Consider the following 26,600-nt stretch of genomic DNA (forward strand, 5'->3'; position numbering starts at 1 on the left):
TCCTACTCCTTCGTAGATTCTGTCGTGAATGCGGCATTGTGCTCGCCGAGGTGGGGTACGGGAAGTGCAGACGCGGGCCTGGCGCCGTTGACGAGGATCGGATGGGCCAGGAAGGTATGCCCGGTCCGCTCGTCCGTAGCGGTGAGACCTCGACCGTCGGTGATCGGACCGTCGACCGCCTCAGTGAAGTTGAGGACGGGGGAGTTGGGAACTCCCGCCGCGTCGAAGATCGCGCACAGCTCGTCCACCGTGTAGCCGGTGGTGAACTCCTCGATCTCGGCGCGCAGGGCCTCATCGTTGTCCGAACGGTCGGAATCGGTGGCGAAACGCGGGTCGATGAGGAGCTCAGGTTTGCCGAGCGTGGCTGTGAGGACGCCGAAGAGTTTGTCGTTGGCGACGGCGATGACGACGAGACCGTCGGCGGCAGCATAGGTGTCGAATGGCGCCGAGATCGGGTGCCGGTTGCCCACGCGATTCGGTGTCGACCCGGCGGCATGGATGGCCGTGTTCGTCGGCTGCATGGCAAGCATGACGTCGAGCATCGGGATGTCGATGTGGGCACCCTCCCCGGTGGTCTGGCGGTGGAAGAGTGCGCTCGAGACACCGAAGGCGGCGAAGACTCCGGCGGAGACATCGGCGATGGATTCCCCCACCCGGGTGGGGGATCCCTCGGGGAAGCCGGTGGACGACATGAGTCCGCTCAGGGCTTGGATGACAGTGTCGTAGGCGGGCCGTTTCGCCTGTGTTCCGGTCTGTCCGAAGCCGGAGATAGAGGCGTAGACGATGTCGGGTTTGACTTCTTTGATGTCCTCAAAGGACAGGCCCAGTTTGGCTGCCACTCCCGGCCGGAAGTTCTCGACGACCACATCGCAGGTGCGGATGAAGTCAAGCAGCTGCGCATGCTGCTCGGGATCCTTGAGATCGGCCTCGATGGAGCGTTTGCCCCGGTTGAGGGATGTGAAGTACGTCGATCCCGTGTCGGTGAAAGGACCCAGGTGACGGGAGTCATCACCGTGGCCCGGCATTTCAATCTTGAAGACCTCGGCGCCCTGATCGGCGAGCATGGCGGTGGCATAAGGGCCGGCCAGCACGCGCGAGAAGTCTGCGACCCTGACCCCGTCGAGTAGTTGTTTCGTTGCGTTCATGAGGATAATCCTCGAGGTGGGAGGCGTGGAAGACAATGAGTGGTGAACAACATTCGTCCGGTATCTCAGACGGGATGCGTCAGCCCACTCAACTCAGACGGCGACTTCCGCCCAGAGCCAGAATGTAGGCCCCCGGGGTGCCGAGCGAGAACCGGGTGACCAAGGGTGAGGACAGTGCTGCGATGACGAATCGCCCAGGTTGACCGCAGTGGTGGAGAGATCGATGAGCGCTTGGTCGGTGAGATCCCTGTCAGGGCTGTTGATGGTTAGCCCTCGCCTTTTACATCTCTACTTACAGAATCGATTTCGTCTCGACTAAGAAGTATGTGGCATGAATGATGTCCGATATGTCGGACATAACTTGATCCGTACCACTTCCACTTCTGTGGGGAATCGTCAGAATTGGAGTGTGTAGGCAGGACAGACCCTATGACCGTACGACGAAGGAGAGTCACATGACCACCAAGCCGACTTTCACCCAGCACGACCCTTCTCGCGTGATCCGCGCCGACCGGGGCACCGAGATCACCGCCAAGAGCTGGCAGACTGAAGCGCCCAAGCGCATGCTCATGAACAACCTCGACCCCGAGGTCGCCGAACGTCCCGAAGACCTTGTCGTCTACGGCGGCACCGGTCGCGCGGCTCGTTCATGGGAGGCCTACGACGCGATCGTACGCACCCTCGACGATCTCGAGGACGACGAGACCCTCCTCATCCAGTCGGGCAAGCCCGTCGGTGTCATGCGCACCCACGAATGGGCCCCGCGGGTGCTCATCGCCAACTCCAATCTCGTCGGCGACTGGGCCAACTGGGAGCATTTCCGCAAGCTCGAGTCCGAGGGCCTGATGATGTATGGCCAGATGACCGCCGGATCCTGGATCTATATCGCCACCCAGGGCATCCTTCAGGGCACTTACGAGACCTTTGGTGCCATTGCCCGCAAGCGCTACAACGGAACCCTGGCCGGCACGCTGACTATCACGGGCGGCTGTGGCGGCATGGGTGGCGCACAGCCTTTGTCGGTGACGCTCAACGGCGGCGCCTGCCTCATCATCGACGTCGACAAGACCCGCCTCGACCGTCGCAAGTCCAAGCGCTACCTCGACGAGGTTGAGACCGATATCGATACGGCACTGGCCAAGGTCATCGAGGCCAAGAAGAACAAGCAGGCACTGTCCGTGGGGCTCGTCGGCAATGCTGCAGAGGTCCTGCCGATGATCCTCGACCGCCCGGAGGCTGCCGAGGTCGACATCGTCACCGACCAGACCTCGGCCCACGACCCGTTGTCCTACCTGCCCATCGGCGTCAGCGTCGACGACTGGCACGAGGAAGCGGAGCAGGATGCGGAGAAGTTCACCATCCGCGCCGAGGAGTCCATGGCCAAGCACGTGCAGGCCATGGTCGAATTCCAGGACCGCGGTGCCGAGGTCTTCGACTACGGCAACTCGATCCGCGACGAAGCGCGCAAGGCCGGCTACGAACGTGCCTTCGAATTCCCCGGCTTCGTCCCGGCCTACATCCGCCCGCTGTTCTGCGAAGGCCTCGGACCCTTCCGCTGGGTCGCACTCTCCGGTGATCCCAAGGACATCGAGGTCACCGACAAGGCGCTCAAGGAACTCTTCCCCGAGAACGAGCACCTTCACAACTGGCTCGATGCCGCCAACGAGTACGTCGAGTTCGAGGGTCTCCCGGCCCGCATCTGCTGGCTCGGCTACAAGGAGCGCCAGCAGGCCGGACTGTTGTTCAACCAGCTCGTCGCCGAGGGCAAGATCTCGGCCCCGATCGTCATCGGCCGCGACCACCTCGACTCCGGTTCGGTCGCCAGCCCCTACCGTGAGACCGAATCGATGCTCGACGGCACCGACGCCGTGGCCGACTGGCCGCTGCTCAACGCCATGGTCAACACTTCATCGGGTGCGACCTGGGTGTCCATCCACCACGGTGGCGGCGTCGGCATCGGCCGCTCCATCCACGCCGGTCAGGTCTCCGTGGCCGATGGCACCGAGCTGGCTGCGAAGAAGCTCGCCCGCCTGCTCACCAACGACCCGGGCATGGGCGTCATCCGCCACGTCGACGCCGGCTACGACCGTGCCTCCGAGGTCGCCGAAGAGCGCGGCATGCGCGTTCCGATGATCCCGGAGCTCGACAAGCGCGACGAGGAGTCTGCTGCGCAGTAATTCGGAGTCGCCTGAGGTCTGACTCGCGTGAAGTCTGACTTGCTTGTGGTCAGACTCGCCTGCGAAGGGGGTCGATCGACGTTTCACAGCCCAGCTTCAAAGAGGGGCTCTGAAACTTCGGTCGATCCCCTTTCTCGTGGTGGACGACCTCCGCGAGAAGTGAGGCGCTCAACCTGGGATCTGTTCTCCCGGCACAAAGATATAGCTGTGGGCATAGAGGGCCGCCTCGATGCTGAGCCGATTCGATCCCAGGTCCGTGCCGAGGAGCGATACTGCGATCTCCACCCGGTACCGGATCGAGTTCTTGTGCATCGTCATCGCGGTCGCCGTCGCTGTGTAGCTGAGGTCGTGACGCAAAAATGTCAGCAACGTCGAGCGGTGGCGGGCATTGGCCTCGGAGTTCTCCGCCAACGGGCCGAGCACGGAGCGCACCCAGTCCTGCGCCGCCTCGACATCAGTGGACATCAGTGAGACGAGAGCCATTCCGGGGTCGTCGTGGGAGCGCAGTGCCGCCGGTGACCGTCCGGCCACGCAGACGTTCTGGACTCGCATAGCTTCTTGGTGAGAGAGCCGGAATCCTTCAGCACCGGTGTGAGCGGAACCGAACGCCAAGTGCACAGCGTCGGTGGCATCCAGCCGATCGCCGAGGGACTCCTCGTACTCCCAGCTCTCGGGCACCGTGATCCATCCCCAGGCGGTGTCCTGGTCGCGACTGATGATCAGCCTCGAGCGTGGGGAACCCATTGCTGCGCCTGCGGCGTTGATGGCGGAGGTGAATCTGCCCAGGTCATCAACGGTCTCCGGTGCCGAATGGTGTGTCCAGGCGACGACCGCCACATGTCGGGCGGTGAGGCTGTAGCCCAGTGTTGCCGCGGCCGCAGCGGCGTCGACGTCCCCGCCTTTGATGATGTCTCTGACCTGGGATTCCCGCGCAGTGGTGCGGTTCGCCAACCACGCTTCGCGTTCCTGTTCGTAGAGGAGGGCGACCTTCTGTGACATCCAGTCGATGTATTCTGACACCTCATCGACCAGCCGCTGGAACACTGCCGGAGCCAGATCGACCGGGAGCTCGTCATTGGCGGTGATGAAGTCGTAGGCGCTCTGCAACAGCCGTTGCTGACCCAGGCGGTAGGCCCTGACCAAGGCATTCACTGAGATCCCGCGCTGTGCCAGCCGTCTGGCGTATTCGTAGGCGGCAACAGGCGGTTCGAGGTTGTCCGGAGCGATCCCATGCTGGAGCGCATGGAAGATGGTCTCGATATTGCCTGCGATGCTCGCGCTGAGAAGATCAAGGAGCGTGGGCTCCTCACCGAGTTCGGCGATCCGCGTCGCCAGATACTCGTAGACGCTCCGGGTCAGCTCTGGGACGCGCGGACTCAGTTCAGCGGAGATCCGGGAGAGCTGCGCCATCACCTCGGGAGTGACATGTGTGGGACCGGGCCCGTCGCCGGGCGTCCGCGAAGGAGAGGCGACCATAGGAGAAGACTAGCGCGAACTGTCATCCGTGGTGAGGGCTTCGTCGAAAGTACCTGAAGTTGTTTTGTACCTTTGGACGAATGATGGGAAATGCTTTGACGTGCGGGTCCAGTGTGCTGACCACGATGCCTGGATACGCTTGATCTATGCAGACTTCGACTACCACTTCCGCCCCGACCAGGAGCTATACGCCAGCATGGGTCGCCGAGGCGGGAGTGACCTCAGCCTTCCCCGTGGCCGATCTGGTCGGGCTCCCTGCCAACCGGGCTGGCTCCGACCCATACGGACCGTGCCTGAGCTGGCCCGGCGGCAGACTCGACAACACCGGATTCGCATCCGCCGTGGCGGCGACCGCGCATGCCATGAGGACTCAGTTCAGGATCGGTCTCGGGGCCGTGGTCGGTGTGCTGCTGGGCAACGGCCCCGAGTTCATCACGACGATGTTCGCCACCTGGTCCCTCGGTGCGGTGCTGACCCCGATCAACCCTGCTCTGACCAACGACGAGGTGGGCTTCCAACTTGATGATTCCGGTGTCGTGCTGGTCATCGGCGACTCCCGCGCCGAGGCCGTTGCCGACGTCCGTGGCCTCGGTTTCCTCTCCGCCGCCGACGAATGCTTCCGCGGCAGTGCCGAACAGAGCGGTGTCGAACAGGGCGATGCCGAACTGGGCGGTGCCGAGCCGATCCGTGACCTCAATGTTCGGGGCAGCGACGGATCACTCATCGTCTACACCTCGGGTACGTCAGGTCTGCCGAAGGGCTGCCTGCTCAGCCACGCCAACGTCTCGGCCATGGTGTGGTCGATTCTCAACGGGGTCGACTTCGGTGACGACGCACGCAGCCTGTTGGTGATGCCTCTCTTCAGCAGCCGCGGGCTCCTCGCGGGTACACTCTCACCACTCATGTTCGGCGGCAGCGTCCATGTGCTGCCGGAGTTCGATCCGAGAACTTTCTGGGACGTCGTCGAGGAGGTGCGTCCGACCTACTTCTCGGCTGTGCCGGCGATCTACTCGGCCCTTGAAGCCACGAAGAGACGCACTGTCGACACCTCCTCCCTGCGGTTCGTTCTCAGCGGAGCTGCACCGATGTCGGTCGATGCGACCACCCGTTTCGAATCGAAGTTCGGCGTGACCGTCCTTGAAGGGTACGGTCCCTCGGAATTCTCGGCGGCGGCGACCCTCAACCGCAACGACGGCACCCGCCGCCTCGGAACCGCAGGGACAGCACTGCCGGGAATCACCGTGGCCATTCAGGATCCTGCCGGCAGGATCCTGCCGGCAGGAGAGGCCGGCGAGGTGGTCATCTCCGCGCAGACCGTTATGTACGGCTTCCTCGGCCGTCCCGGCGTGACAGCCGAGACACTCAAGGATGGCTGGCTGCACACCGGTGACCTCGGATTCCTCGACGACGACGGATTCCTGACCCTCGTCGACTGCGCCACAGGCACGATCAACTGCAGGTGACCGAAACCGGGGAGACAACGGCCGACGAGCCGGCCGCCAGTGGCGTGAGTCGGCCGTCACGATCTGTCCGAAATGTCGGACGAATTTCGACGATGGCGGTTCAGCCGCGCGCCCCGGCGGTCCATACTGGGGAGAGCAATCACTCTCGACCGTGAAGGACCTCTCCCTTGCAGATCATCACCGGGATCAGCGAACTCGTCGTCAACGACCTCAACACGCTCGGCGCACTCAATGTCATCGAAGACGCTGCAGTGCTCGTCGACGACGGCCGGATCCTGTGGTCGGGACCGTCCGCTCAGGTGGACACCGCACTTCAGGATCACCTCTGCGATCAGAATCCCACCCCCGCCGAGGTGGTCAACGACGATGACATCGAAAACGGAACGCTGACCTCGGCGAGTGCCGGCGTCGAGGTCGACACGATCGACCTCGGTGGCAAGGCCGTCATCCCGGGCTTCGTCGACAGCCACAACCACCTCATCTTCGCAGGCGACCGGTCCGAGGAATTCGCTGCACGGATGGCGGGGCAGAAGTATTCGGCCGGCGGCATCGCGACCACCGTCGCCGCCACCCGCGCGGCCAGCGATGAGGAACTCGAGGCCAACCTCGTCCATCTTATGGATCAGGCAACCAGGCAGGGCACGACGAGCTTTGAGATCAAGTCCGGCTACGGACTCACTGTCAAGGACGAGCTGCGCGCACTGCAGATCATCAATCGGCATACCGAGGAATCCACTCTCATTGCTGCCCACGTGGTCCCGCCCGAGCACAAGGAGAACCCGGAGGCCTACGTCGACCTCGTCATCGACGAGATCATCCCGGCCGCGACCGGCCAGGCGAAGTGGATCGACGTGTTCTGTGAGAAGGGCGCCTTCACCGAGGACCAGACTCGACGGATCATCGAAGCCGGCCTGGCCGCGGGCATGAAGCCGCGACTGCACGCCAACCAGCTCACCGAGGGAGGAGCGCTCAAGCTCGGCGCGGAACTCGGCTGCGTCTCGGTTGACCACGCAACCTTCGCCTCCGACTCCGACCTCGCGGCACTCGCCACAGCTGGCACCGTCGTCACGCTGCTGCCGAGCATTGAATTCTCCACCCGCCAGCCCTACCCCGACGCCCGCCGCTACGTCGAGGCCGGGGTGCGCCTGGCGATCGCCACGGACTGCAACCCGGGATCGGGATTCTCCAACAGCGTCCCATTTGCCATCGCCATCGGTGTGCGCGACATGCACTTCACCGTCGAACAGGCCGTCTGGGCTGCGACCGCCGGCGGCGCCAACGCCTTGCAGCGCACCGACGTCGGCCACCTCGGCGCCGGAGCCCGGGCCGATCTGGCCATCCTGGACGCACCCAGCTATCGCCACCTGGCATACCGGCCCGGCGTCCAACTGGTCGAACGCGTCTACCGCGGCGGCGAACTCGTCGCCGACAACCGACCACGAAGCTGAACTACACAGTTAACGAACGTACGCACTTACCGCTTAACCGAAAGGTCCCAGATGTCAGTCTTCATCGATCTCGATCCCGATACCCTCACATTCGCCCAGGTGGTCGACGTCGCCCGCCACGATGCGAAGGTGGCCCTGAGTGAGACCACCCTGGCACGCGTGAACAAATACCGCGAAGCCATCGACGCCCTCGCCCAGGCCGAGAAGCCCGTCTACGGCGTCTCCACCGGCTTCGGGGCACTGGCTCAGCGCCACATCCCCGCCGAACTGCGCACCCAGCTGCAGAAATCGCTCATCCGCTCCCACGCCGCCGGCGTCGGCGAACCCGTCGAACGCGAGGTCGTGCGCGCCCTCATGCTGCTGCGCGCCCGCACCCTGGCCACCGGCCGGGCAGGTGTCCGCGCCGAGGTCCTCCAGACCTACGTCGATCTCCTCAACGCCGGCATCACACCGGTCGTCCACGAATACGGTTCGCTGGGCTGCTCGGGTGACCTCGCTCCACTGTCTGCCTGCGCACTCGTCGTCATGGGCGAAGGCGTGGCCGCCGGACCCGACGGAGTCGCCGGACCCGCCGATGAGATCCTGGCCGCGGCCGGCATCACCCCGGTGACCCTGGCCGAGAAGGAAGGCCTGGCGCTGGTCAACGGCACCGACGGCATGCTCGGCATGCTCATCATGGCCCTGACCGACCTGGAGAACCTGCTCACCGCCGTCGACGTCTCCGCTGCCATGAGCATCGAAGGCCTCTTCGGCACCGACGCGGTCTTCGCCCCCGAACTCCACTACGCACTGCGCCCCCACGACGGCCAGTCCGCGGCAGCCGCGAACATGCTGACCTCGCTGAAGGACTCCGGCATCACCGCCAGCCACCGCGACTCGACCCACCTCGTCCAGGACGCCTACTCGATGCGCTGCGCCCCACAGGTCAACGGCGCAGCCCGCGACGCCGTGGCCTTCGCCACGCAGGTCGCCGAGCGCGAACTGCGTGCGGCCATCGACAACCCCGTCGTGCTCACCAACGGCATGGTCTCTTCCAACGGCAACTTCCACGGCGCACCCCTGGCCCACGCCCTGGACTTCCTCGCCATCGTCGCCGCCGATGTGGCCTCGATGTCCGAACGCCGCACCGACCGGATGATGGACGTCACCCGCAACCAGAACCTCACCCCGTTCCTCGCCGATGACGCCGGCGTCGACTCGGGCCTGATGATCGCCCACTACACCCAGGCCGCGATGGTCTCCGAGGCTAAGCGCAACGCCAGCCCTGCCTCGGTGGACTCGATCCCGTCCTCGGCGATGCAGGAAGACCACGTGTCCATGGGCTGGTCGGCCGCCCGCAAGCTGCGCAAGGTCGTCGACAACCTCGCCAGCGTCGTCGGCATCGAGTTCTACGCCGCCTCCCGGGCCTGCGATATGCGCGAAGCGTCACCGGCACCGGTCACCGGCGCCGTGATCTCCGCGATCCGCGAAACCGTGCCCGGCCCCGGCCCGGACCGCTTCCTGTCCCCGGAGCTGGCCGAGACGATCTCCAAGGTCAAGGACGGCTCCCTGGTCGCCGCGGCCGAATCTGTCTCACCGCTGCAGCACACCGTCACCGAAGCTGCCGGAACCTGGCTGCCCGAAGGCGGATCACCCGCGGTCAACGACCCCGAGTTCACCGCACTGGGCAACCTCGACGCTGCCGCCGCAGCCTCCGGTACGGATGCGGCAACGACTCACCAGGATGCAGCCGACTCCAACGGTTCGGGCGAGGCGAACTGAGATGAGCGATGTCGTCTCCCTCCTGTCCCAGATCGAGGACACCGGCCGTGACATTCGCGGTCCCGGCTACCAGCGGTCCGGGTTCTCGAACACCGAACGCGAACTGCGTGACTGGTTCCTCGCCGAGGCGGCCCGTCGTGGCCTCGACACCGAGATTGATGACAACGGCATCACCTGGGCGTGGGCGACTGCGCCCGGTGACAATGCCGTCGTCACCGGCTCCCACCTGGACTCCGTCCCTGGCGGCGGAGCCTTCGATGGCCCCCTCGGTGTCGCCTCGGCGCTGGCGGCCTTCGACGAACTCAAGTCCTCCGGTGCACTCGAACGCGCCCAGCGTCCACTGGCGCTCGCCGTCTTCCCTGAGGAAGAGGGCTCGCGCTTCGGTGTGGCCTGCCTGGGATCACGCCTGATCGCCGGCGCCATCGACTCAGACCGGGCGCTGCGTCTCACCGATGCCAACGGCGACACCTTTGCCGATGTCGCCCGCGGCTACGGTCTCGACCCGAACCGCATCGGCACCGACACCGCACGGCTGGAGAAGGTCGGCTCCTTCATCGAACTCCACGTCGAGCAGGGCATCGGTCTCATCAACACCGACCAGCCTGTGGCGATCGGCTCCTCGATCATCGGCCACGGCCGCTGGCACTTCGCGTTCTCCGGTCAGGGAAACCACGCCGGGACCACGCCGATGAGCCACCGCGCCGATCCGGTCGTCGCCGGCAGCCGCGTCATCGGTGACATCCCGGTGCTCGCCGCCAGCCACGACCAGGCGGTCGCCACCGTGGGACGCACCCTCATCCACCCGGGCGGGACGAACGTCATCGCCTCGGGCATGAGCTTCTGGCTCGACATCCGTCACGCCGACGACGCTGTCGTCAAGCAGGTCCTCGAGGCGATCTCGAAGCGCGCCCGCGAGCATGCCGAGGGTGCCGGCGTTGAGGTGTCGATCTCCCAGGAGTCCTACTCACCGACGACCTACTTCACCGCCGAACTCAACTCCCGGCTGACCTCCGTGCTGCCAGACGCACCGCTGCTGCCCTCGGGTGCCGGACACGATGCGGGCATCCTGGCCCCACACGTGCCCTCGGCGATGCTCTACGTACGCAACCCGACCGGAGTCTCCCACGCACCCGAAGAGGCCTGCGAAGTCGATGACCAGCGCGCCGGAGTCTCCGCCCTGGTCAAGGTCCTCGAAGGGGAACTGGGGGCCGCATCATGAGCACGCGCTTCTGGTGCGAGACCGCCTGGGTCGACGGGCAGGTCGCCACCGGCGTCCTGCTCACCGCCGATGAGACCGGCACCCTGACCTCGGTCGAGACCGGGATCGACACCCCACCCACCATCGCCGAGGTGGTTCCCGGCTTCACCCTGCCCGGTGGAGTCAACGCCCACTCCCACGCCTTCCACCGCATCCTGCGCGGACGCACCCACGGTGACGGCGGGACCTTCTGGACCTGGCGCGAAGTCATGTACTCCGTGGCCGCGAAGCTGAGCCCGGAGAACTACGAAACCGTGGCCCGCGCGGTCTTCGCGGAGATGCTCGCCGGCGGCTACACCTCGGTGGGCGAATTCCACTACGTCCACCACGCACCCGACGGGACACCGTATGGTGCCGGCGATTCCACCCGCGCACACGCGATGGAACGGGCGCTGGCACGAGCGGCCACCTCGGCGGGGATGCGGATCCGACTCCTCGACACCTGCTACCTCACCGGCGGCATCGACTCCGAGCTCTCGGCAGAACAGGCTCGGTTCGGTGATGGAACCATCGACGGTTACATGGACCGCCATGCCGCGCTATCGGAGTCCTTCGCCACCGAGTTCCCGGTCATTTCCCCTGGCGAGAGCTTCGTCCACGTGGGATCGGCCATCCACTCGATCCGCGCGGTCCCGGCAGCCAACCTGCCCAGATTCGCCGAACTTGACGAACCAGTCCACGTGCACCTGTCCGAGCAGCCAGCGGAGAACGAAGCCTGCCAAGCCGCCTACGGCACGACACCCACGCAGGTCCTCGACCGCTCGGGTGTGGTCGCGTCGAACCTTTCGGCCGTCCACGCCACGCACCTCAGCAATGACGACATCGCGAGCCTGGGCGGGGCCGAAGCCAACATCGTGATGTGCCCCTGCACGGAGGCCGACCTGGCCGACGGCATCGGACCGGCCCGCGAACTCGCCGATGCGGGAGCGACGATCTCGATCGGCTCCGATCAGCACGTCGTCCTCGACGCACTACGCGAGACCCAGGGCCTGGAAGCCGGGGAGCGACTGCACTCGGGCCAACGAGGACGATTCTCACCGGCCGAGCTCATCAGCTCCCTGACCACGGGCGGGGCACGCAGCCTCGACCTGCCCGTCGGCGAACTGGCCGTGGGCAAGGCGTGTGACTTCATTGCTGTGAGAACCGACAGCATGCGCACCTTCGGATCGGTGGGGGAGCAGGTCATCCTCTCGGCCACCTCGGCGGACGTGGCAATGACCGTCAGCGGCGCACATGTGCGAGTCCGCGACGGCGTGCACACCGAACTCGGCGAGATCTCGGAACTCTACCGGGCTGCGTTCGCCGCCCTGGGGATGGAGGACTGAGCCGTGGCTGAGGTTCCGGCACTGCGGCGCTCGATCGCGATTCTCAGGCACCTGGCCTCATCGAATCGTCCGATCACCGCCGGTGCCCTGGTCCGGGCGCTGGAGATCCCGCGCTCGAGTGCCTACGAGCTGCTCACCGTGCTCGAGGAACTCGGGCTCGTCGTGCGCACCGAATCCGGTTACGTGCTGGGCGCCGGCGTGCACGAACTGGGAAGTTCCTACCTGCGCACGAACCCGCTGCAGCGCCTGGCTCAGCCCATCGTGCGGCAGCTGGCCGAGGAGACCTCGGCAACGGCACAGCTGGCCGTGATCCGCGGCTGGGAAACCGTGTACGTGCTCAAAGAGCAGTCGTTGAAATCGGTCGCGGTCATCACCGCCACCGGAGTGCGCATGCCCAGTTACCTGACGGCGACCGGGCGGGCGATACTCGCGCATCTGCCCAAGTCAGAGGTGCTGGCGATGTTCCAATCCGAGTCCGGATTCGTCACCCGCACCGGCCAGGGCCCGACCACGGTCAAGGCGCTCAACGCAATCCTGGCCCAGGACAGGCGGGCCGGATGGGCGATCGAACACGGCGAGGTCACCCCCGGGATCTCAACCATCGCAGCCCCCGTCTACGACGTTCTCTCCCGCCCGATCGCAGCAATCGGTCTTTCGCTCGCCGGTGATGTGCTGACCGAGGATACCGACACCGAACCGCTCGTGAACAAGGTCCTCGCGGCCGCCGCCGAGGTGACCGCCAAGCTGCGGTGACAACCGCTGTCACGAGTGGGGAGGTGTTCAAAACTCATAACGAATGCCCTCAATTTTTATGACTTAGAAGAGTTGCTCATAAAAATGACGTCGGCGCTTTATGAGTTCTGTTGCCGCCGAGGTGACCGCCAAGCTGCGGTGACCCTCAGATAGAACAATTGAGCGGACCACTTACCGTTGAGGGGACCAGCTATAACTGGTCCTCTCGGCGGTAAGTGGTCCGCTCGATGTTCAGTGGGCTGCTCGGCGCAGCCGGAACTCAGAGTCCCAGAACGCGCCTCTCGCGGGCGACTTCCTCAACGATCTGATGGTCGCTGCGCAACTCCTTGATCAATGCGATGCCGAGGATGATGACGATGATGGTGAACGGTACTGCGGAGAGCATCGCCGCCTGCTGAAGTGCCTGCAGTCCTCCGACGAGGAGCAGCACGATGGCGCAGGCCCCGGTGAGGAATCCCCACGTGGCGATGACCGGTCGGCGAGGTTCGAAGGAACCCCGCGAGGACAGCGAACTGAGGACAAAGGTGTTCGAGTCAGCGGAGGAGACGAAGAACAGGGTCACCATGACGATCGTGAAGACCGAGGCCAGGAGCGAGAGCGGCAGCTGATCGAGCAAGCTGAAGAACGCTGTGTCGAGGTTGGCCTGAGTGGCTTCTCCGATTTTCGCACCGTCGATGTCGAGCTTGATCGCGGACCCTCCCATGATGGTGAACCACACGAAGAACACTGCGCTGGGGACGAGCAGAACACCGGCGACGAACTCGCGGATCGTGCGACCCTTGGAGATCTTGGCCAGGAAGATGCCGACGAAGGCGCTCCACGACAGCCACCAAGCCATCATGAAGTACGTCCAAGAGAGCATCCATTCGCTGTCTGCGGCGCTCGAGGGGGTCATGAAGCTCAGTTCGAGGAAGTTCCCGGCGAAGGAGCCGACTGAGCGCACGAACAGATTCGCCACGAAGCCGCTGGGCCCGGTGATGAAGACGAAGAGTCCGAGGATGGTCGCCATCGTCAGCGTGATCTGTGAGATGTACTTGATGCCGCGGCTGACTCCGCTGAATGCCGAAGTGGTGAACAGCAGCGTCAGCACACCGATGACCACGATCTGCAAGACGATGGTCGCATCGATGCCGAAGACAGTGTTGAGTCCTTCACCGATCTGAGAGGCGCCGAGGCCCAGCGACGTTGTCGTCCCGAAGAGAGTGGCGATGATGGTGAGGATGTCGATGAACTTGCCGACCCAGCCGTCGACGAACCGGCCGAGCACCGGTCGCAGCATGGTTGAGACCAGCGCTGGGCGGCCCTTCCTGTGTGTCGAATAGCCGATCGCCAGACCGAAGACGCCGAAGATGGCCCAGGCCTGGAAGCCCCAGTCGAGATAGGAGAACTGCATGGCCCGGATCGCGGCGTCCATGGTTTGCGGCTCGGCCAGGCCGTGCGGGGGAACCATGAAGTGGGACATGGGTTCGGCGACGCCGTAGCTGACAAGACCGATGCCCATGACCGCGGCGAGGATCATCGCCAGCCAGGTGAGGGTGGTGTATTCCGGTCGTGAGTCTGCGGATCCGAGTCGGATGCGCCCGAAGCGGCTCGCGGCGAACCACACGAGCATGACGATCGCGGCGAAGGGCACGACGAGGTAGATCCACCCGAAGCTCGATGACACCGCGGTCATCGCTGTGGTCATGATGTCGCCGAGGCTGTCAGGGGAGATCGCGGCCCAGAGCACGAAGACGATGACGAAGGCCACCGACCAGTAGAAGACGGTGCCGACCGAGCCGCGACGAGCGGAATCGGCTTCCTGCGCGGCTGCAGCGTCTGCGGCAATCTTTTCGGATGCGGTGGTGTTCGCAGTGGGGTCAGGCTCCGGGGCAGGGTCAGCCGCGGGGGCAGGTTCTGACTCTGGTTCGTTGTTGTCCAGCATCGTCATCGTGGTCTCCAAACTCGAGTTCGCCTCGGCGGCGGGCAGGAGTCTTCGTCAGGGGGCGGTGGGGGTAGTGCGCAATGGCAAGAAACAGGCTCCGCGAACTGTGGTGTTCGTGGAGCCTTGCAGTTGACGAGTGTATTCGCTTTTATGTGAAGATTTCGCCTCGTTTCGGCGCCTTGACCAAGAGTGTGAGGTATCTCGCGCGGTCCGCCTGCCCTCAGATTTCGAGCGTGAGCATGGCTCTCGACGGCATCGAAAGCGTCACGGTCAGTCCGTCGATCGAGCGGACCCTGGTCGTGGTCCACCGCAAGCGCGGCCCTTTGCCAGCCGTTGCCGAACGCTTCCGGCAGAGCCTGCTCTCGTAGAGCTGGGGCAGCCGAAGGCGAAGTTGAGCGAGAATCCTGGCGGCACGATTGGCGGGGCAGAGTCTGTCCACGGCCCAGTGCTCAAGCGCGCCAAGTTCTCAATTTAGCGGCGATATCGGCGGCTTCAATGTCACCACTGGCGACCGAAATGACGAGATCGAAGGCATCGTCATCCGGGGCATCGAATTCGAAGCCATTGAGATCGTAGAAGACCGCAAGGCTGAGCCAGCCTAGCCGCTTGTTGCCGTCAACCATAGGACGACTCTGAACGATCGACTCCAGTAGAACGGCGCCTTTTTCATCTACGGATGGATAGACCTCAGTCGCCCAAAGAGTGGTCGTAGGCCGATGTGCAGCAGAATCAAGCAGACCGAGGTCTCGGACCGGTCCGACGTTGAGATCGGCGACCAATTCGAGGAGATCTTCGGTTCGAAGGTAGACGGTCACTTGCCGAGTCGGTCGAGCAGATCGCCATACCGCTCGCGGGCGCGCTTCGAAGCCTCACCTACCTGTGCCTCGTGGCCTCGTCTCTCGGCCACCTCATGGATTGCATTGATGACGGCGGCTTGGCGGCTTACCCCGTCCTGCTCTGCGAGACGAGCCAGGAGCTGCTCGTCATCCTTGTCTAAACGCAATGTCATTGCCATAAACTGATGATACCGAAGTGGTATCAGAACTGACCGGAGGGTTTGGTGAAGTTGGTGCTGACTCTGCGTGTCGCTCTTGTTCTCAGAGGTGCAGCTTCGTGATGAGCTCGAGAAAATGGCCGGCTAAACCGTTGCTCGTTGCTCGTTGACTGTGAGGACGACCCGGTAGTCGGGCACTCGATGGTCGAAGCGGGATCAGCAGTGGCGGGCTATGTGATTCGGGCTGCAGGCGACAGTGAGGTCGCGATCGCGCAGCACGACTGAGCCTGGTGTCTCGGGATCTTTGCAGATCTCGTCCCAGTCGCGCAGGAGATTGTCGGTGTATTCGATGTCGATGATCGCCTGGCCGTAGACGCGACTGTATTCCTCGCATTCTCGGAATGCAGAGCACTCTTCGGCGACGGCAAAATCGAAGCCGACTTCTTCGTGCAGGGTACGTGAGAACTCTGCGGCGTTCTTCTGTCCTACGGCTAGGCCATGGTGATGAGAGAGTTCGACGTAGGAGCTCGCGAGAGCCGCATTGTCTTCGGTGGCGAGTGCATTCTGCGAACGGGTAAACGAGTCGAAATTGTCGAACTCGACGGCATCGAAGCCTGCTTCTGCGCACTCGAGTATCCACGGACTGACCGTGTCGAAGACTCTCTTGCGCTTGTCACTGGTCGACGTGTCGATCAGAACCTCGTCGGGCCACTCGGGATCGACAAGCCGCTCGCTGCCTCTGGACAGCAGCAGATCAGAGTCCCAGAGCCCGAGTTCATCCGGCTGCGTTTGAAAGCCGTTGACGTAGCAGATCGAGTAACGACCAGGGGGCGGTTCGACCGACCTGTCACGCGCAACGATGCTGACACCCTCAGCTGGCTCGTACGCGCCACCGAGTTGGTAGTCGGGGAGGCCCCCGACGGGCGGAAGCTCCACCGCATGCGCCGATGTCGTGCTGTCAGTGGGAGAGCTTCGGGGTGGATTCGATGCGCAAGCTGAGAGCGAGGCTGCGGCCACTGCTCCGATCACCAGGATTGATCCTTCTCGCCGCATGCAACAGATCCTACGCGGCCTGGTGCGCGGTTTAGTACGACCAGCAAACCAGCCCGTGCAGCGGATCCGAGCCTGGCCAGCTCACCCGAGCCTCACAGGTACGGCTTCGTGATGAGCTCCAAATACATGCCCGAGGGATCGAGGAAGTAGACACCGCGGCCGCCGTGCTCAGTATTCGTCTCGTGCAACCGTGACCGTTGCGGATCCGCCCAGTAGTCGAGGCCGCGTTCGTCGAGCAGCGAGACCGCCCGACGAAAGTGCTCATCAGTGCAGATGAAGGCTTTATGCACGGGTGGTATTTCGAATGTCGGCGGGGGAGACGCGAACTGCAACATGACGCCCTCGTCGAGCATGATGTTGGAGAAGAATCCCCACGACTGAGTGTGCTCGGCCTCGAGGATGTCGACGTAGAACTGTGCTGATTTCGCCGAATCTGCCGCGGCGATGATGGTGTGGCTAAAGGTTGCTGACATGGTGTCCTATCGAAGATCCTGCACATATCTGGCGGCCCGTCCACGGCGACTCAACTGTCGACCGGGTTACCGATCCGTGAGCGGCTGAGAGCCTGTCCGGTCATGGGCGACAGTCTGCTTGAGCGCAAGGAGTTTCGGAATAGTTCGGCTGTTCCAGTAACGCAGCGCGGCATGATCGCCACATCCCAAGAGGTATACACTGACCGCATGCGTTTTTCCCGAATTAACTGGTGGTGGCTGCAACAGGCAGCCGACTGACGCATTTCCGCGGGCTGCATGGCAGCCCGCACCGCCTGTGGGAACTCTCCGTGCAGCCCTTTTTCGCATTGGAGAACTCATGGATTCCTACGACGCCACACTCGCACGCATGCCGCGCCTCCGCGCCGATGTCAACGCAAGCCCCGGAAGCTATCGCATGCTCACCGGTGAACGGCCGACTGGCAGGCTTCACCTCGGGCACCTATTCGGTTCGGTCCTCGAGCGCGTGAGCCTGCAAGACAAGGGGATTGAAACCTTCATCATCCTCGCCGACTATCAGGTGATCACCGACAGGGACACCTCGGCGAACGTGAAGGACAACGTTCGCGAAGCGATCCTCGACTATCTGGCGGCCGGGATCGACCCGGCAAAGACGACCATTTTCACACACTCCTCGGTGCCTGCCCTCAACCAGTTGCTTCTGCCGTTCCTCAGCCTCGTCACCGACAGCGAGCTGCGCCGTAATCCTACGGTCAAGTCCGAGCTCGAGGCCTCCGACCGTCCGCTCAGCGGCCTGCTGCTGACCTATCCCGTCCATCAGGCTGCCGACATCCTTTTCTGCAAGGGCAACCTGGTCCCGGTGGGCAAGGACAATTTGCCGCACGTCGAGATCACGCGGACGATCGCTCGGCGGTTCAACGAGCGGTATGAACGTGTCTTCCCCGAACCTGAAGCGATGCTGACGACCGCTCCAGATGTGCCCGGTCTTGACGGTCGGAAGATGTCGAAGAGCTATGGCAACTCGATTGTGCTGGGGATGAGCGAGGACGAAACCATGCAGCTGATCCGCAAGGTCCGCACCGACTCGAACCGCCACATCACCTTCGACCCAGAACAGAGGCCAGGAGTGTCCGCGTTGCTGTCGACGGCCGCGATTTGCACGGACACGACACCAGAAGCCGTTGCCGAGGAGATCGGTGATGGTGGGGCTGGCGCTCTCAAGTCCACCGTTACCGAGGCGGTCAACGAATTCCTGGCTGATCACCGCAATCGTCGGCGGCAGCTGGAGGCTGATGAGTCGTTTATTGACGAAATTCTGGCAGAAGGGAACGCACGAGCAAACGTGATTGCCGATGCCACCCTTGGCGAGGTGAGGGCGGCGATGGGTATGGACTACCGGGCGGCGTGAGGCAGGAACTGCGGCGGTGTGATGCGTACGCGGAATCGTCTGTGGAAGGTGAACTGGCCTCAGCGATGAGGTGCCTTAAATCCAGGAAAACTCAAAACGGTTGGCATGTTCTGCTCGATCCAGGCGCCTAGATCGAGCAGAACATGCCAACTGTTTTACCGCCGTACGCGTATGGCGGCTGATTTCACCGGCGTTGCAACACAACTGCGACTTCGAGGTGCTTCGTGTGGGGGAACATGTCGAAGACTCGCGCCCGCTCGACGGTGTAGCTGGGCATACGGTCGAGGTCCTTGGCCAGGGTGAGCGGATTGCAGCTCGAATACACAATGTGCTCGATCCCGGAATCCTCGAGCGCCGTCGACAGCCTGGCCCCGATTCCTCGCCGAGGTGGGTTGACGATCACGCAATCCGGTCGTTCACCGCTGGCCAAGTTCGCCTCGGCGAACTCCGTGGCGTCGTCGGCGATGAACTCGACCGTGGCGCCGGACTGGGAGTCGAAGCCGAGTTCGGCGGCACTGATCTTTGCGGATTCGATGGCCTGTGCGCTCAGCTCGACGCCGGTGATGGTGCGCGAAGTCTGCTGACCAGACTCCTTCGCGCAGTACAGCGCGAACCCGCCCACTCCGCAGTACAGATCCCACAGTGAGGACGGGGCAATCTCGTCGACCCACGCGGCGACTTGGTTGTAGAGACCGATCGCCACATCAGTGTTGGTCTGGAAGAAGGACTGCGGACGCAGGTGCAGGTCGACTCGGTCGAGGTTCATGCGCAGAGAGTCACCGAGCAGCATCTCTTCCCGACTGCCTTCGAGTACCGCCTTGTGCTCCGGCAGCAGATTCACCGAGATGACTGTCGCCGTCGGGAGCAGCGCCCTGAGTTCCTGGCCCCTGGACCGCAGCACGTCGAGGCCGTGCTGGGAGCGGACGACGAACCGGGTCATGAGGTCACCCGAGGGAGCCGCGGTGATGTGGACGAACTTCAGCTCACCTCGGCGAGCCTTTACGTCATAGGGCGCCAGCCCGGTGCCGTTGAGGAAGTGCGCGATCGTCGGGATGACCGCGCGGATCTGCGGGGCTTGGATTCCGCACTCGCGCAGATCGACGCCGTGGAAGTCCTGATCCAGGATTCCCAGGGTGACAGAGCCAGCCGAACCTCCCACGGCCAGCTTGGCCCGGTTGCGGAAATCGCGGTCGAGACCGACCGCGGCAGGCAACCAGGCATCGGGGGAGTGGCCGGCCAGCACCTCGACGCACCAGGCTTCCTTGTCCGCCACCTGATCGCGGTGGGGTGTCTCGATGAACGTGCAGGAGCGGCACAGTCCCGCGTTGAAATAGTGACAGTCCAAGTGCCCGTGAGCCGCCGAGGTGGGGGTGAGGGGCAATGATGTCATGACCCCATTTTACGGGGTTCAGCGGAAAGCAAATGGCGACAACAGCGCGATAGTGTTGACCTTGAAGTTCGGCAGGGTCGGCGAAGCCCCTGAGATGAGGAAGGACGTGATGGCTCAGCTGCGTGCTCCGCTCCTAACTCCGGTGCTTCGCGTCGACAAGCAACTCGATGAGGATCGACGATGACGATCATCACTTTCAGCATCGTCGCCATCACCGTGCTGATCTCTGCTTTCGTGCAAGGCTCCACGGGCATGGGCTTTGCGATGGTCGCGGCCCCAGTCGTGAGCATCATTGACCCGAGCCTCATCCCCGTGATGTTGCTCGTGTTGATGATCCCGCTGAACTTCTACATCGCGGCCCGGGAGCGCTCCGAAATCCACTGGTATGGGGTGAAATGGATCAGCGTGGGTCGCTTCGCTGGGACCTTCTTCGGTCTGTGGATTCTCGTCATCGTCAACCTCCACCAACTTGCCTTGCTCATCGGCTGGTCGACTCTGGTGGCCGCTGTTATCGCACTCCTCGCCCCGAAGTTCACCCCGAACAAGCCGGTGTTGGCCATAGTCGGTCTCATTACCGGCGTCACAGAAACCTCGACCGGCGTCGGCGGACCACCCTACGCCTTGGCCTACCAGCACAGCCCGGGCCCGGAGCTGCGCTCGACGGTCGCAGTGTGCTTCCTCGTCGGGGAAGTCATCTCCCTCATCGTCCTCGCGATCAGCGGTCAGGTACATGGGCCGGCGATGCTGTTCACTGCGGCCATGTTGCCCTTTTTGGCCCTCGGTTCGTTTCTCAGCAAGTACGTCCACCATCGACTCGATGGACCGGTGCTGCGCTATATCGTCCTCGGCTTCGCAATCATCTCGGGCACCATCGTTATCGTCCAGGCATGAACGATGGTCTGTCGGACGAAGCCGAGCCTGAACTGCCCCGCGGCGTCAGGCGAAGGTGAAGCTGAGGATCATGAAGAACCCGAAGGAGATGAAGGGAGCCAGGACCGCGATGGCGATGGCAACGATGCCCTGAGTCCTGGCGCGGCTGGTAGCAGCTGCGACAATGCCCATGATGAGGCCTGTGATTCCGAGTGCGGCACACAGAACCTGCAGTCCGGCGAATGCGATCGCGAGGTTCTGATACCAGCTGGGGGCGTCGGTGAAGTAGTAGCCGCCTGTGTTCTCCATCGGGCCGATGGTGATGCCGAGAATGATCGAGACGAGCAGGGACAGCCCCGCGGCGATGATGGTGAGGACAAGGGCGAGCTTGCCGAGCAGCGGTCGGTTCGTACCTGCGGGAGACGTCCCGTCATGGTCGGTCTCAGTGTTGAGTGAGGCAGGTGTTTGGCCGACGACGCTGCCGTGACTGTGACTGGCACCGTGCACGTGATTTCCCAGTCCCAACGCTGCGGTAGAGGGCTGCTGCGCTGCCAACTCATCATCGGTGGGCTGGGGATACATGAAGTCCGGCGAGGTCATGTCTTCGACACTATCGACGCCGACTCCTGCCCGCCCATGCGGCTTCCCTGTACCCGGGGTCGGGAAAACCTGACCATCTGCTGGGGCTGGAGGGCTACCGTTGGGCGGCGATGCGGAAGCGTTTCTGCGTCACCTCGATCGGGGTTCTGCGGGTCGCGAGCCGATCGAGGGCGACGAGGTTGTCGGCCACCGTGAACCCCGGGACGTCCCAGGGGATATAGGCGAGGTACTCGATGATCGCCTCGACGTCGGCGAATTCCATCATGCCGGTCCACTCATCGGCGTCGGTGATGGTGAAACCCTGGGCCTCGAGTTCCTCGAGGCAGGGTCCGAGCTGGTTCTCCGGCGCTTCGGGCCGACCGCCGAACCAGAGGCGGAATTCGCCGGCTTCCGTGCCGTCGACCTGCTGGGTGAGGAAGCGCCCGTCGGGTGCGATGACACGGGCGAGCTCCGCCGGGTCATAGCTCTCATGCCGGTTCATCACGAGGGTGAAGTAGTCGTCGGGCCATGGCATAGGCTGTCCGGTCTCGCTGTCGTACTCACGTACCTCGATGCCGTATTTTTCCAGCGCCGAGGTGGCCAACTCCAGGTTCGGCTTCCATCCTTCAGTGGCATGAACCGAGGATCTGCGGCTGATGAAGCCTCCAACGGTGCTGACGCTTTTGACGAGTCTGCTCAGGCGCTCGCCTCCGCCGGTTCCCATGTCGAGGCACGGCTGCAGACGTGCCATCGCCTTGGCGCACGTGAGATCAAAATCCCAGGGCGGATCATCGGCGACGAGGCGGGAGCCGAGGGCGCCGAAGTCCCACCCGGTCATCACCGCAGTCTCGTGGATCCACTGCCATCGGGCGTATCGGTCCTCTGCAGATTCGGCCACGCTGCCAATCCTTCCGTCACGGTGCCGTCCTCTCGGCCCTGACTCCACTATGAAATCTCCGGGATGGGAAAACAAGCAACCGGGCACGCAGGGCTGAAAATGATCGGAAACTGCAACAGCTCAGGCGCGGATACTCCGGACGACAGCGCGGACCAGACGCCACCTCAGACGAGGAAGCAGAACACGAGGACGAGGACGTTGAGCACGAGCATCCCCAGGCAGTTGAGCCAGAAGTCGCGGCCGATGTATCCCGCGCGCAGATGGGCCCCGGCGGCGGTGAGGAAGTAGACGATGAGGCCGACGATCGCGGCCAGGCCGACTCCTGGAATCCAGAAGCCTGCGATCAGTCCCGCCACGGCGAGGAACTTCACCACCGCCAGCACCCACCACCAGTCACGGGGAAGTCCGACTCCGTCCAAACAGTCGGCGATGACCTTCGGCGGCCAGAAGGTCAGGAGTCCGTCGACGCCGACGATGAAAGCCATCACCGCCACCGGCCACCAGGGATCGGGGAGCAGGGTCATGGTGAATCATCTCCGTGAATCGGGGCGCAGTCTCATACGGGCCTGCGCAGCTGGGTGTGGAAGGCGATGCTCTGCGAGAGCGCATCGGTGGCCTCGTGCAGACTCATATCGCTGGCCGCCCACCGAAACAGGATGCCCAGATAGGAGTCGTAGAGTGCAACGGCACTGGCCTGGGAATATGCTTCGCTGATCCCGATCGAGATCAGACTCGAGGACAGCTTGTCCTGCAGGTCGGTTGCCAGGGTCTCGAACACCTGAGGTTTGCCGGCCACGCGCATCAGCGCGGCCGCATAGTCCCGGGATAGGTCCTCGTGAGCGGCGAAGAATTCGAGGAAGGGCAGGAAGATCCCCACGAGGTGATTCTGCACCGCCGAGGTGGCCGCTGGCTTGGCGCCGCCCCGTGCAGGAGGTGCCTCCTCGGTGATGGCGCGGGCTCGCGCTGGGAGGGTGTAGGTCCCGGATTGGAGCTGTCCGATCCATCGGTCGTAACAGCGGACGAGGAGGACATCCTTGTCACCGGCGGCCATCACTCTGCCCACGGACACCTCGGCGTGTTTGGCGATGCCTCTGACCGTCGTGGCCTTGTAGCCGAGCTCGAGGAAGAGGTCGGCGGCGGCGGAGATGATCTTCTCCTCGGTTCTCAGGCGACGACTGGTACGTGAGTGAACATGTTCAGTGGACATAGTCGGATCATAGGCCTTTCCGTGTTCAGTTACCAGGGCGGTCTCCCAGATTGCTCGTCAATTGAAGTGGGGTGCGCAGTGTTGCCCGCGAGTGAAAGTTAATGTACCTTAACTTTATGACCGTCGATCCGCCCAGCTCCGGCACCTCCGTCACTGCTGCACGCCCGAAGAAGGTCTCGACGTTCTTCCTGCTGGGGCCGGCCTTCGTCGCGGCAATCGCATACGTCGATCCCGGCAACGTCGCCGCGAACCTCAGCGCCGGCGCCCAGTACGGGTATCTGCTCGTGTGGGTCCTCGTCGCGGCCAACCTCATCGCCGTGCTCGTCCAATACCTGTCCTCGAAGCTCGGACTCGTTTCCGGGCAGTCACTGCCCGGGCTCCTCGGGAACAGGCTCAGCCGTCGGTCTCGACTGGCGTACTGGGCGCAGGCGGAGGTCGTGGCCATCGCCACCGACGTCGCCGAGGTGATCGGCGGCGCCATCGCTCTGAAGATCCTCTTCGATCTGCCGCTGTTATTGGGCGGCCTCATCGTCGGCGTCGTGTCCCTGTTCCTGCTCTCGATCCAGTCCACCCGCGGTCAGCGCCCCTTCGAAACGGTGATCATCACCCTGCTCGCAATCATCGCCATTGGCTTTCTAGCAGGCCTGTTCGTCGGCGATGTGAAGTGGGGACAAGCGGCAGGTGGAATCGTGCCCAGACTCGAAGGCACGAACTCGGTGGTTCTGGCAGCCAGTATGCTGGGCGCGACCGTGATGCCCCACGCGATCTACCTGCATTCGGCGCTGTCCGTTGATCGTCACGGCACCGCCCCGCGAGCCTCGATTCCTCAGCTGCTCAAGGCCAGCCGCTGGGATGTGGTGCTCTCCCTCGTCATCGCCGGCTCGGTCAATATCGCGATGCTGCTCCTGGCAGCGGCCTCACTGCGCGGCCAGAGCGGAACCGACACGATCGAGGGTGCGCACGCGGTCGTGACGGCCAACCTCGGCGAGATCGTGGGCCTGTTCTTCGGTATCGGACTGCTCGCCTCCGGCCTGGCGTCGAGTGCTGTCGGGTCCTACGCGGGGGCATCGATCATGCAGGGACTGCTGCGGGTCAACGTCCCGATCGTGTGGCAGCGTGCGGTGACGATGATTCCCGCGCTCATCATTCTCAGCCTCGGCGTGGACCCGACCTGGTCGCTCGTCCTCAGCCAAGTCGTGCTCAGCCTCGGTATCCCTTTCGCCATGATTCCCCTGGTCAGGCTGACGATGAACCGGAGCGTGATGGGTCAGTACGCGAACTCACGGATCATCACGATCGTCGCGATCCTGGCCTCGGGGCTCATCATCGCCCTCAACGTCGTCCTCATCGTGCTCTTGGCACTCGGCATCGACTGAGGTCAGCCCGCGCAGGCAGTTGAACTCGGGCATGCAGGCGAGCCTGTCGGTTTCACCCGTCCCGCAGGTCCGTGGGCTCGACCATGGTTCGAGGCTTCGACCTCACCCACCACGGCCGAGGTTGGCCTTCCTCCCGTGCCCTCCGTCGTTCCTGACCGGTGGCGTAGCGGTAGGTGAAGACTCGTACCCGGAGGAGGGCCGGTGCCTGACCGTCGAAGGGGTCGGGGCCCAGCTGCGTGCGGATCTGCGAGTCCCCGTTCCCGATGCGCTCGAGCAGCGCATAGAACCAGGACTGCCGGTAGTCGCCGAGGGCTGCGAACCACATCAGCCAGTCCAGGCGCAGATGATAAGGCGCAACAATGGGGGAGCGACGATGCACATCCCCGGGCTTGCCCTTGAACACATAGGGGCGCCACTCGCCTGAGTCCATGGTCGCATTCGGGTCGAGGGTGCCCTCGATGATGATCTCATCACGGAACTCGGTCATCGAGCCGAAGGCGCCGTAGGCGTTGCCGAGTCCCCACCGGTTGAAGCTGGCATTCATCTTCTGACGTGACGAGAACAGGTTGCGCAGGGCGGGGACGTTGAGCACGCACTGCCAGATGACGAAGACTGCGATGAGGATCGCCCACCACAGGGGAAGGACGTTAGCCGACCCGAACTCAGCGTTCGACGTCGACGACCCGGCCACCTCGGCGAGGGACCCGATCGGCCAGCCCCATCCGGGCCAGGGCCCACCGACGATCCAGGCGAGGAACGAGTCGCTGATCCCGGCGAAGGCGAGCAGGATCGTCGCCCAGTTCAGCCAGGCATAGTTGCCGGTGATGACCAGCGCCAGCTGCGTAATGATGATGGCGGCGGCCGCGAACGAGGCGATGGGCTGAGGGAGGAAGAGCAGCCACGGTGCGATGAGCTGGACGACATGGCTGCCCAGCGTCTCCCCACGATGCCACCACCCGGGCATGAGGTGGGCGCGGCGGCTGAGTGGGCCCGGCATCGGCTGGGTCTGATGGTGGTAGTCCATGGCGGTGAGATCCCGCCAGGAGCTGTCCCCACGCATCTTGATCATGCCCGCCCCGAACTCGATGCGGACGACGAACCAGCGGAGGAAGAGGATCATCAGCAGTGAGGGGGCCACCTCGTGGGAGCCGAGGAATCCGATGAGGAACCCGGCCTCGAGCAGGAGTGATTCCCAGCCGAAGCCGTAGAAGCGCTGCCCGATGCTCGAGATCGAGAAGTACAGCCACCACATGAGTCCGAACACGGGGATCGTCGTCCATGCGGGCCCCGCCTGAGGGAGGCCGATGACGACGGTCATGGCCGCGAGCATGCCGACTCCGCACACGATGCGCAGTCGGCGGTCGGTGTAGGCGAAGCGCTTCCACCGGAACAGGCTCGGCGCCTGAGCGGAGGTGGTGGCCGCGATGAATCGTGGTGCCGGGGTCAGCCCGTGCTCACCGAGGAGAGCGGGAAACTGGTTCCAGGCGCTGAGGAAGGCGATGAAGAACAGGGCAGCGAAGCCGCGTTGGATGACCTCTCTGGCGATCGTGTAGTCACCGGCGGCCAAGAATGACAGCACCGCGGTCATGTCCACGGTGATCACCTCCCGGTTCTCGCGTCCGCGTGAGTCTCCTCGGGCCCAC

The 26,600-nt window shown here is 63.8% G+C and carries 24 protein-coding genes; 11 read left to right on the forward strand and 13 right to left on the reverse strand.

The features are described from left to right. Nucleotides 1-2: 2 nt before the first annotated feature. The gene (locus CXR25_RS01725; protein ID WP_101584181.1) at nucleotides 3-1,145 is read right to left on the reverse strand and encodes a CaiB/BaiF CoA transferase family protein; all 1,143 of its coding nucleotides are present in this window, start codon (nucleotides 1,143-1,145) and stop codon (nucleotides 3-5) included. A 455-nt stretch (nucleotides 1,146-1,600) separates the two neighbouring features. Here CXR25_RS01725 and hutU point away from each other — a divergent pair, with 455 nt between their 5' ends. Then, on the forward strand, nucleotides 1,601-3,322 hold the full coding sequence (gene hutU / locus CXR25_RS01730; protein ID WP_069599301.1) for a urocanate hydratase: 1,722 nt from the start codon (nucleotides 1,601-1,603) through the stop codon (nucleotides 3,320-3,322). Between the two features lie 168 nt (nucleotides 3,323-3,490). Here the strand turns inward: hutU and CXR25_RS01735 are convergent, their stop codons facing one another. Continuing rightward, nucleotides 3,491-4,798, reverse strand: coding sequence for a PucR family transcriptional regulator (locus CXR25_RS01735; protein ID WP_009883522.1), 1,308 nt, complete (start codon nucleotides 4,796-4,798; stop codon nucleotides 3,491-3,493). Between the two features lie 146 nt (nucleotides 4,799-4,944). Between CXR25_RS01735 and CXR25_RS01740 the strand changes: the two genes are divergently transcribed. From CXR25_RS01740 to CXR25_RS01765, 6 genes are all read left to right on the forward strand, one after another. After that, nucleotides 4,945-6,261 carry a class I adenylate-forming enzyme family protein gene (locus tag CXR25_RS01740; RefSeq protein ID WP_081448570.1) on the forward strand — a complete coding sequence of 439 codons (1,317 nt, stop codon included), beginning with the start codon at nucleotides 4,945-4,947 and terminating at the stop codon, nucleotides 6,259-6,261. Between the two features lie 167 nt (nucleotides 6,262-6,428). Next, nucleotides 6,429-7,709, forward strand: a complete 1,281-nt coding sequence (gene hutI, locus CXR25_RS01745) for an imidazolonepropionase (protein ID WP_101584179.1) — start codon at nucleotides 6,429-6,431, stop codon at nucleotides 7,707-7,709. 51 nt (nucleotides 7,710-7,760) lie between these two features. Further along, the gene (gene hutH, locus CXR25_RS01750) at nucleotides 7,761-9,470 is read left to right on the forward strand and encodes a histidine ammonia-lyase (RefSeq protein WP_009883525.1); all 1,710 of its coding nucleotides are present in this window, start codon (nucleotides 7,761-7,763) and stop codon (nucleotides 9,468-9,470) included. A gap of 1 nt (nucleotide 9,471) precedes the next feature. Beyond that, entirely contained in the window at nucleotides 9,472-10,689 is a 1,218-nt protein-coding gene (locus CXR25_RS01755) for an allantoate amidohydrolase (protein WP_009883526.1), read from the forward strand. Beyond that, nucleotides 10,686-12,053, forward strand: coding sequence for a formimidoylglutamate deiminase (locus CXR25_RS01760; RefSeq protein ID WP_009883527.1), 1,368 nt, complete (start codon nucleotides 10,686-10,688; stop codon nucleotides 12,051-12,053). The genes CXR25_RS01755 and CXR25_RS01760 overlap by 4 nt, the downstream gene beginning before the upstream one ends. A 3-nt stretch (nucleotides 12,054-12,056) precedes the next feature. Beyond that, nucleotides 12,057-12,806, forward strand: coding sequence for an IclR family transcriptional regulator (locus tag CXR25_RS01765; protein WP_009883528.1), 750 nt, complete (start codon nucleotides 12,057-12,059; stop codon nucleotides 12,804-12,806). A 259-nt stretch (nucleotides 12,807-13,065) separates the two neighbouring features. Here CXR25_RS01765 and CXR25_RS01770 read toward each other — a convergent pair whose 3' ends face one another. Beyond that, complete coding sequence (locus CXR25_RS01770) at nucleotides 13,066-14,736, reverse strand: BCCT family transporter (RefSeq protein ID WP_069599307.1); 1,671 nt, start codon at nucleotides 14,734-14,736, stop codon at nucleotides 13,066-13,068. 227 nt (nucleotides 14,737-14,963) lie between these two features. Between CXR25_RS01770 and CXR25_RS19115 the strand changes: the two genes are divergently transcribed. Then, nucleotides 14,964-15,098, forward strand: a complete 135-nt coding sequence (locus CXR25_RS19115) for a hypothetical protein (RefSeq protein ID WP_257785002.1) — start codon at nucleotides 14,964-14,966, stop codon at nucleotides 15,096-15,098. A gap of 81 nt (nucleotides 15,099-15,179) precedes the next feature. Here the strand turns inward: CXR25_RS19115 and CXR25_RS01775 are convergent, their stop codons facing one another. From CXR25_RS01775 to CXR25_RS01790, 4 genes are all read right to left on the reverse strand, one after another. Beyond that, nucleotides 15,180-15,545, reverse strand: a complete 366-nt coding sequence (locus tag CXR25_RS01775) for a type II toxin-antitoxin system death-on-curing family toxin (protein ID WP_009883531.1) — start codon at nucleotides 15,543-15,545, stop codon at nucleotides 15,180-15,182. Continuing rightward, a complete protein-coding gene (locus CXR25_RS01780; RefSeq protein ID WP_029417131.1) occupies nucleotides 15,542-15,745 on the reverse strand; it encodes a CopG family transcriptional regulator in 204 nt (67 codons plus the stop codon). Before CXR25_RS01780 ends, CXR25_RS01775 begins: the two co-directional genes overlap by 4 nt. A gap of 195 nt (nucleotides 15,746-15,940) precedes the next feature. Continuing rightward, the gene (locus CXR25_RS01785; RefSeq protein ID WP_009883533.1) at nucleotides 15,941-16,753 is read right to left on the reverse strand and encodes an endo alpha-1,4 polygalactosaminidase; all 813 of its coding nucleotides are present in this window, start codon (nucleotides 16,751-16,753) and stop codon (nucleotides 15,941-15,943) included. Nucleotides 16,754-16,869: 116 nt separating this feature from the next. Next, nucleotides 16,870-17,250, reverse strand: coding sequence for a VOC family protein (locus CXR25_RS01790; protein WP_009883534.1), 381 nt, complete (start codon nucleotides 17,248-17,250; stop codon nucleotides 16,870-16,872). Between the two features lie 337 nt (nucleotides 17,251-17,587). Between CXR25_RS01790 and trpS the strand changes: the two genes are divergently transcribed. Next, nucleotides 17,588-18,637 (forward strand): tryptophan--tRNA ligase, encoded by a 1,050-nt coding sequence (trpS, locus tag CXR25_RS01795; protein ID WP_069599308.1) that lies wholly within the window; start codon nucleotides 17,588-17,590, stop codon nucleotides 18,635-18,637. Between the two features lie 184 nt (nucleotides 18,638-18,821). On the opposite strand, the gene CXR25_RS01800 is transcribed toward trpS, so the two are convergent. After that, the gene (locus CXR25_RS01800; RefSeq protein ID WP_101598358.1) at nucleotides 18,822-20,027 is read right to left on the reverse strand and encodes a methyltransferase domain-containing protein; all 1,206 of its coding nucleotides are present in this window, start codon (nucleotides 20,025-20,027) and stop codon (nucleotides 18,822-18,824) included. Between the two features lie 180 nt (nucleotides 20,028-20,207). On the opposite strand from CXR25_RS01800, the gene CXR25_RS01805 reads away from it, so the two are divergent. Then, nucleotides 20,208-20,918 carry a sulfite exporter TauE/SafE family protein gene (locus CXR25_RS01805; protein ID WP_009883537.1) on the forward strand — a complete coding sequence of 237 codons (711 nt, stop codon included), beginning with the start codon at nucleotides 20,208-20,210 and terminating at the stop codon, nucleotides 20,916-20,918. Between the two features lie 45 nt (nucleotides 20,919-20,963). Here the strand turns inward: CXR25_RS01805 and CXR25_RS01810 are convergent, their stop codons facing one another. From CXR25_RS01810 to CXR25_RS01825, 4 genes are all read right to left on the reverse strand, one after another. Further along, nucleotides 20,964-21,497: a hypothetical protein gene (locus CXR25_RS01810; RefSeq protein WP_009883538.1), complete on the reverse strand. Its 534-nt coding sequence runs from the start codon at nucleotides 21,495-21,497 to the stop codon at nucleotides 20,964-20,966. Between the two features lie 94 nt (nucleotides 21,498-21,591). Then, a complete protein-coding gene (locus tag CXR25_RS01815) occupies nucleotides 21,592-22,374 on the reverse strand; it encodes a class I SAM-dependent methyltransferase (protein WP_009883539.1) in 783 nt (260 codons plus the stop codon). A gap of 164 nt (nucleotides 22,375-22,538) precedes the next feature. Next, nucleotides 22,539-22,898, reverse strand: a complete 360-nt coding sequence (locus CXR25_RS01820; protein ID WP_009883540.1) for a DoxX family protein — start codon at nucleotides 22,896-22,898, stop codon at nucleotides 22,539-22,541. 32 nt (nucleotides 22,899-22,930) lie between these two features. Then, nucleotides 22,931-23,581: a TetR/AcrR family transcriptional regulator gene (locus CXR25_RS01825; protein WP_009883541.1), complete on the reverse strand. Its 651-nt coding sequence runs from the start codon at nucleotides 23,579-23,581 to the stop codon at nucleotides 22,931-22,933. 116 nt (nucleotides 23,582-23,697) lie between these two features. On the opposite strand from CXR25_RS01825, the gene CXR25_RS01830 reads away from it, so the two are divergent. Continuing rightward, on the forward strand, nucleotides 23,698-24,957 hold the full coding sequence (locus CXR25_RS01830) for an Nramp family divalent metal transporter (protein WP_009883542.1): 1,260 nt from the start codon (nucleotides 23,698-23,700) through the stop codon (nucleotides 24,955-24,957). Nucleotides 24,958-25,009: 52 nt separating this feature from the next. Here the strand turns inward: CXR25_RS01830 and CXR25_RS01835 are convergent, their stop codons facing one another. Next, nucleotides 25,010-26,545 (reverse strand): lipase maturation factor family protein, encoded by a 1,536-nt coding sequence (locus CXR25_RS01835; protein ID WP_257944438.1) that lies wholly within the window; start codon nucleotides 26,543-26,545, stop codon nucleotides 25,010-25,012. Nucleotides 26,546-26,600: the final 55 nt, after the last annotated feature.

This window comes from Brevibacterium aurantiacum (genome assembly GCF_003932995.1).
Lineage (GTDB): Bacteria > Actinomycetota > Actinomycetes > Actinomycetales > Brevibacteriaceae > Brevibacterium > Brevibacterium aurantiacum.

Bases quoted from the DNA above. Each gene is read 5' to 3' on its own strand.
- CXR25_RS01725 (WP_101584181.1), bottom strand. From the start codon at position 1,145: ATGAACGCAACGAAACAACTACTCGACGGGGTCAGGGTCGCAGACTTC.
- hutU (WP_069599301.1), top strand. From the start codon at position 1,601: ATGACCACCAAGCCGACTTTCACCCAGCACGACCCTTCTCGCGTGATC.
- CXR25_RS01735 (WP_009883522.1), bottom strand. From the start codon at position 4,798: ATGGTCGCCTCTCCTTCGCGGACGCCCGGCGACGGGCCCGGTCCCACA.
- CXR25_RS01740 (WP_081448570.1), top strand. From the start codon at position 4,945: ATGCAGACTTCGACTACCACTTCCGCCCCGACCAGGAGCTATACGCCA.
- hutH (WP_009883525.1), top strand. From the start codon at position 7,761: ATGTCAGTCTTCATCGATCTCGATCCCGATACCCTCACATTCGCCCAG.
- CXR25_RS01755 (WP_009883526.1), top strand. From the start codon at position 9,472: ATGAGCGATGTCGTCTCCCTCCTGTCCCAGATCGAGGACACCGGCCGT.
- CXR25_RS01760 (WP_009883527.1), top strand. From the start codon at position 10,686: ATGAGCACGCGCTTCTGGTGCGAGACCGCCTGGGTCGACGGGCAGGTC.
- CXR25_RS01770 (WP_069599307.1), bottom strand. From the start codon at position 14,736: ATGACGATGCTGGACAACAACGAACCAGAGTCAGAACCTGCCCCCGCG.
- CXR25_RS01780 (WP_029417131.1), bottom strand. From the start codon at position 15,745: ATGGCAATGACATTGCGTTTAGACAAGGATGACGAGCAGCTCCTGGCT.
- CXR25_RS01790 (WP_009883534.1), bottom strand. From the start codon at position 17,250: ATGTCAGCAACCTTTAGCCACACCATCATCGCCGCGGCAGATTCGGCG.
- trpS (WP_069599308.1), top strand. From the start codon at position 17,588: ATGGATTCCTACGACGCCACACTCGCACGCATGCCGCGCCTCCGCGCC.
- CXR25_RS01800 (WP_101598358.1), bottom strand. From the start codon at position 20,027: ATGACATCATTGCCCCTCACCCCCACCTCGGCGGCTCACGGGCACTTG.
- CXR25_RS01805 (WP_009883537.1), top strand. From the start codon at position 20,208: ATGACGATCATCACTTTCAGCATCGTCGCCATCACCGTGCTGATCTCT.
- CXR25_RS01810 (WP_009883538.1), bottom strand. From the start codon at position 21,497: ATGACCTCGCCGGACTTCATGTATCCCCAGCCCACCGATGATGAGTTG.
- CXR25_RS01820 (WP_009883540.1), bottom strand. From the start codon at position 22,898: ATGACCCTGCTCCCCGATCCCTGGTGGCCGGTGGCGGTGATGGCTTTC.
- CXR25_RS01825 (WP_009883541.1), bottom strand. From the start codon at position 23,581: ATGTCCACTGAACATGTTCACTCACGTACCAGTCGTCGCCTGAGAACC.
- CXR25_RS01830 (WP_009883542.1), top strand. From the start codon at position 23,698: ATGACCGTCGATCCGCCCAGCTCCGGCACCTCCGTCACTGCTGCACGC.
- CXR25_RS01835 (WP_257944438.1), bottom strand. From the start codon at position 26,545: ATGACCGCGGTGCTGTCATTCTTGGCCGCCGGTGACTACACGATCGCC.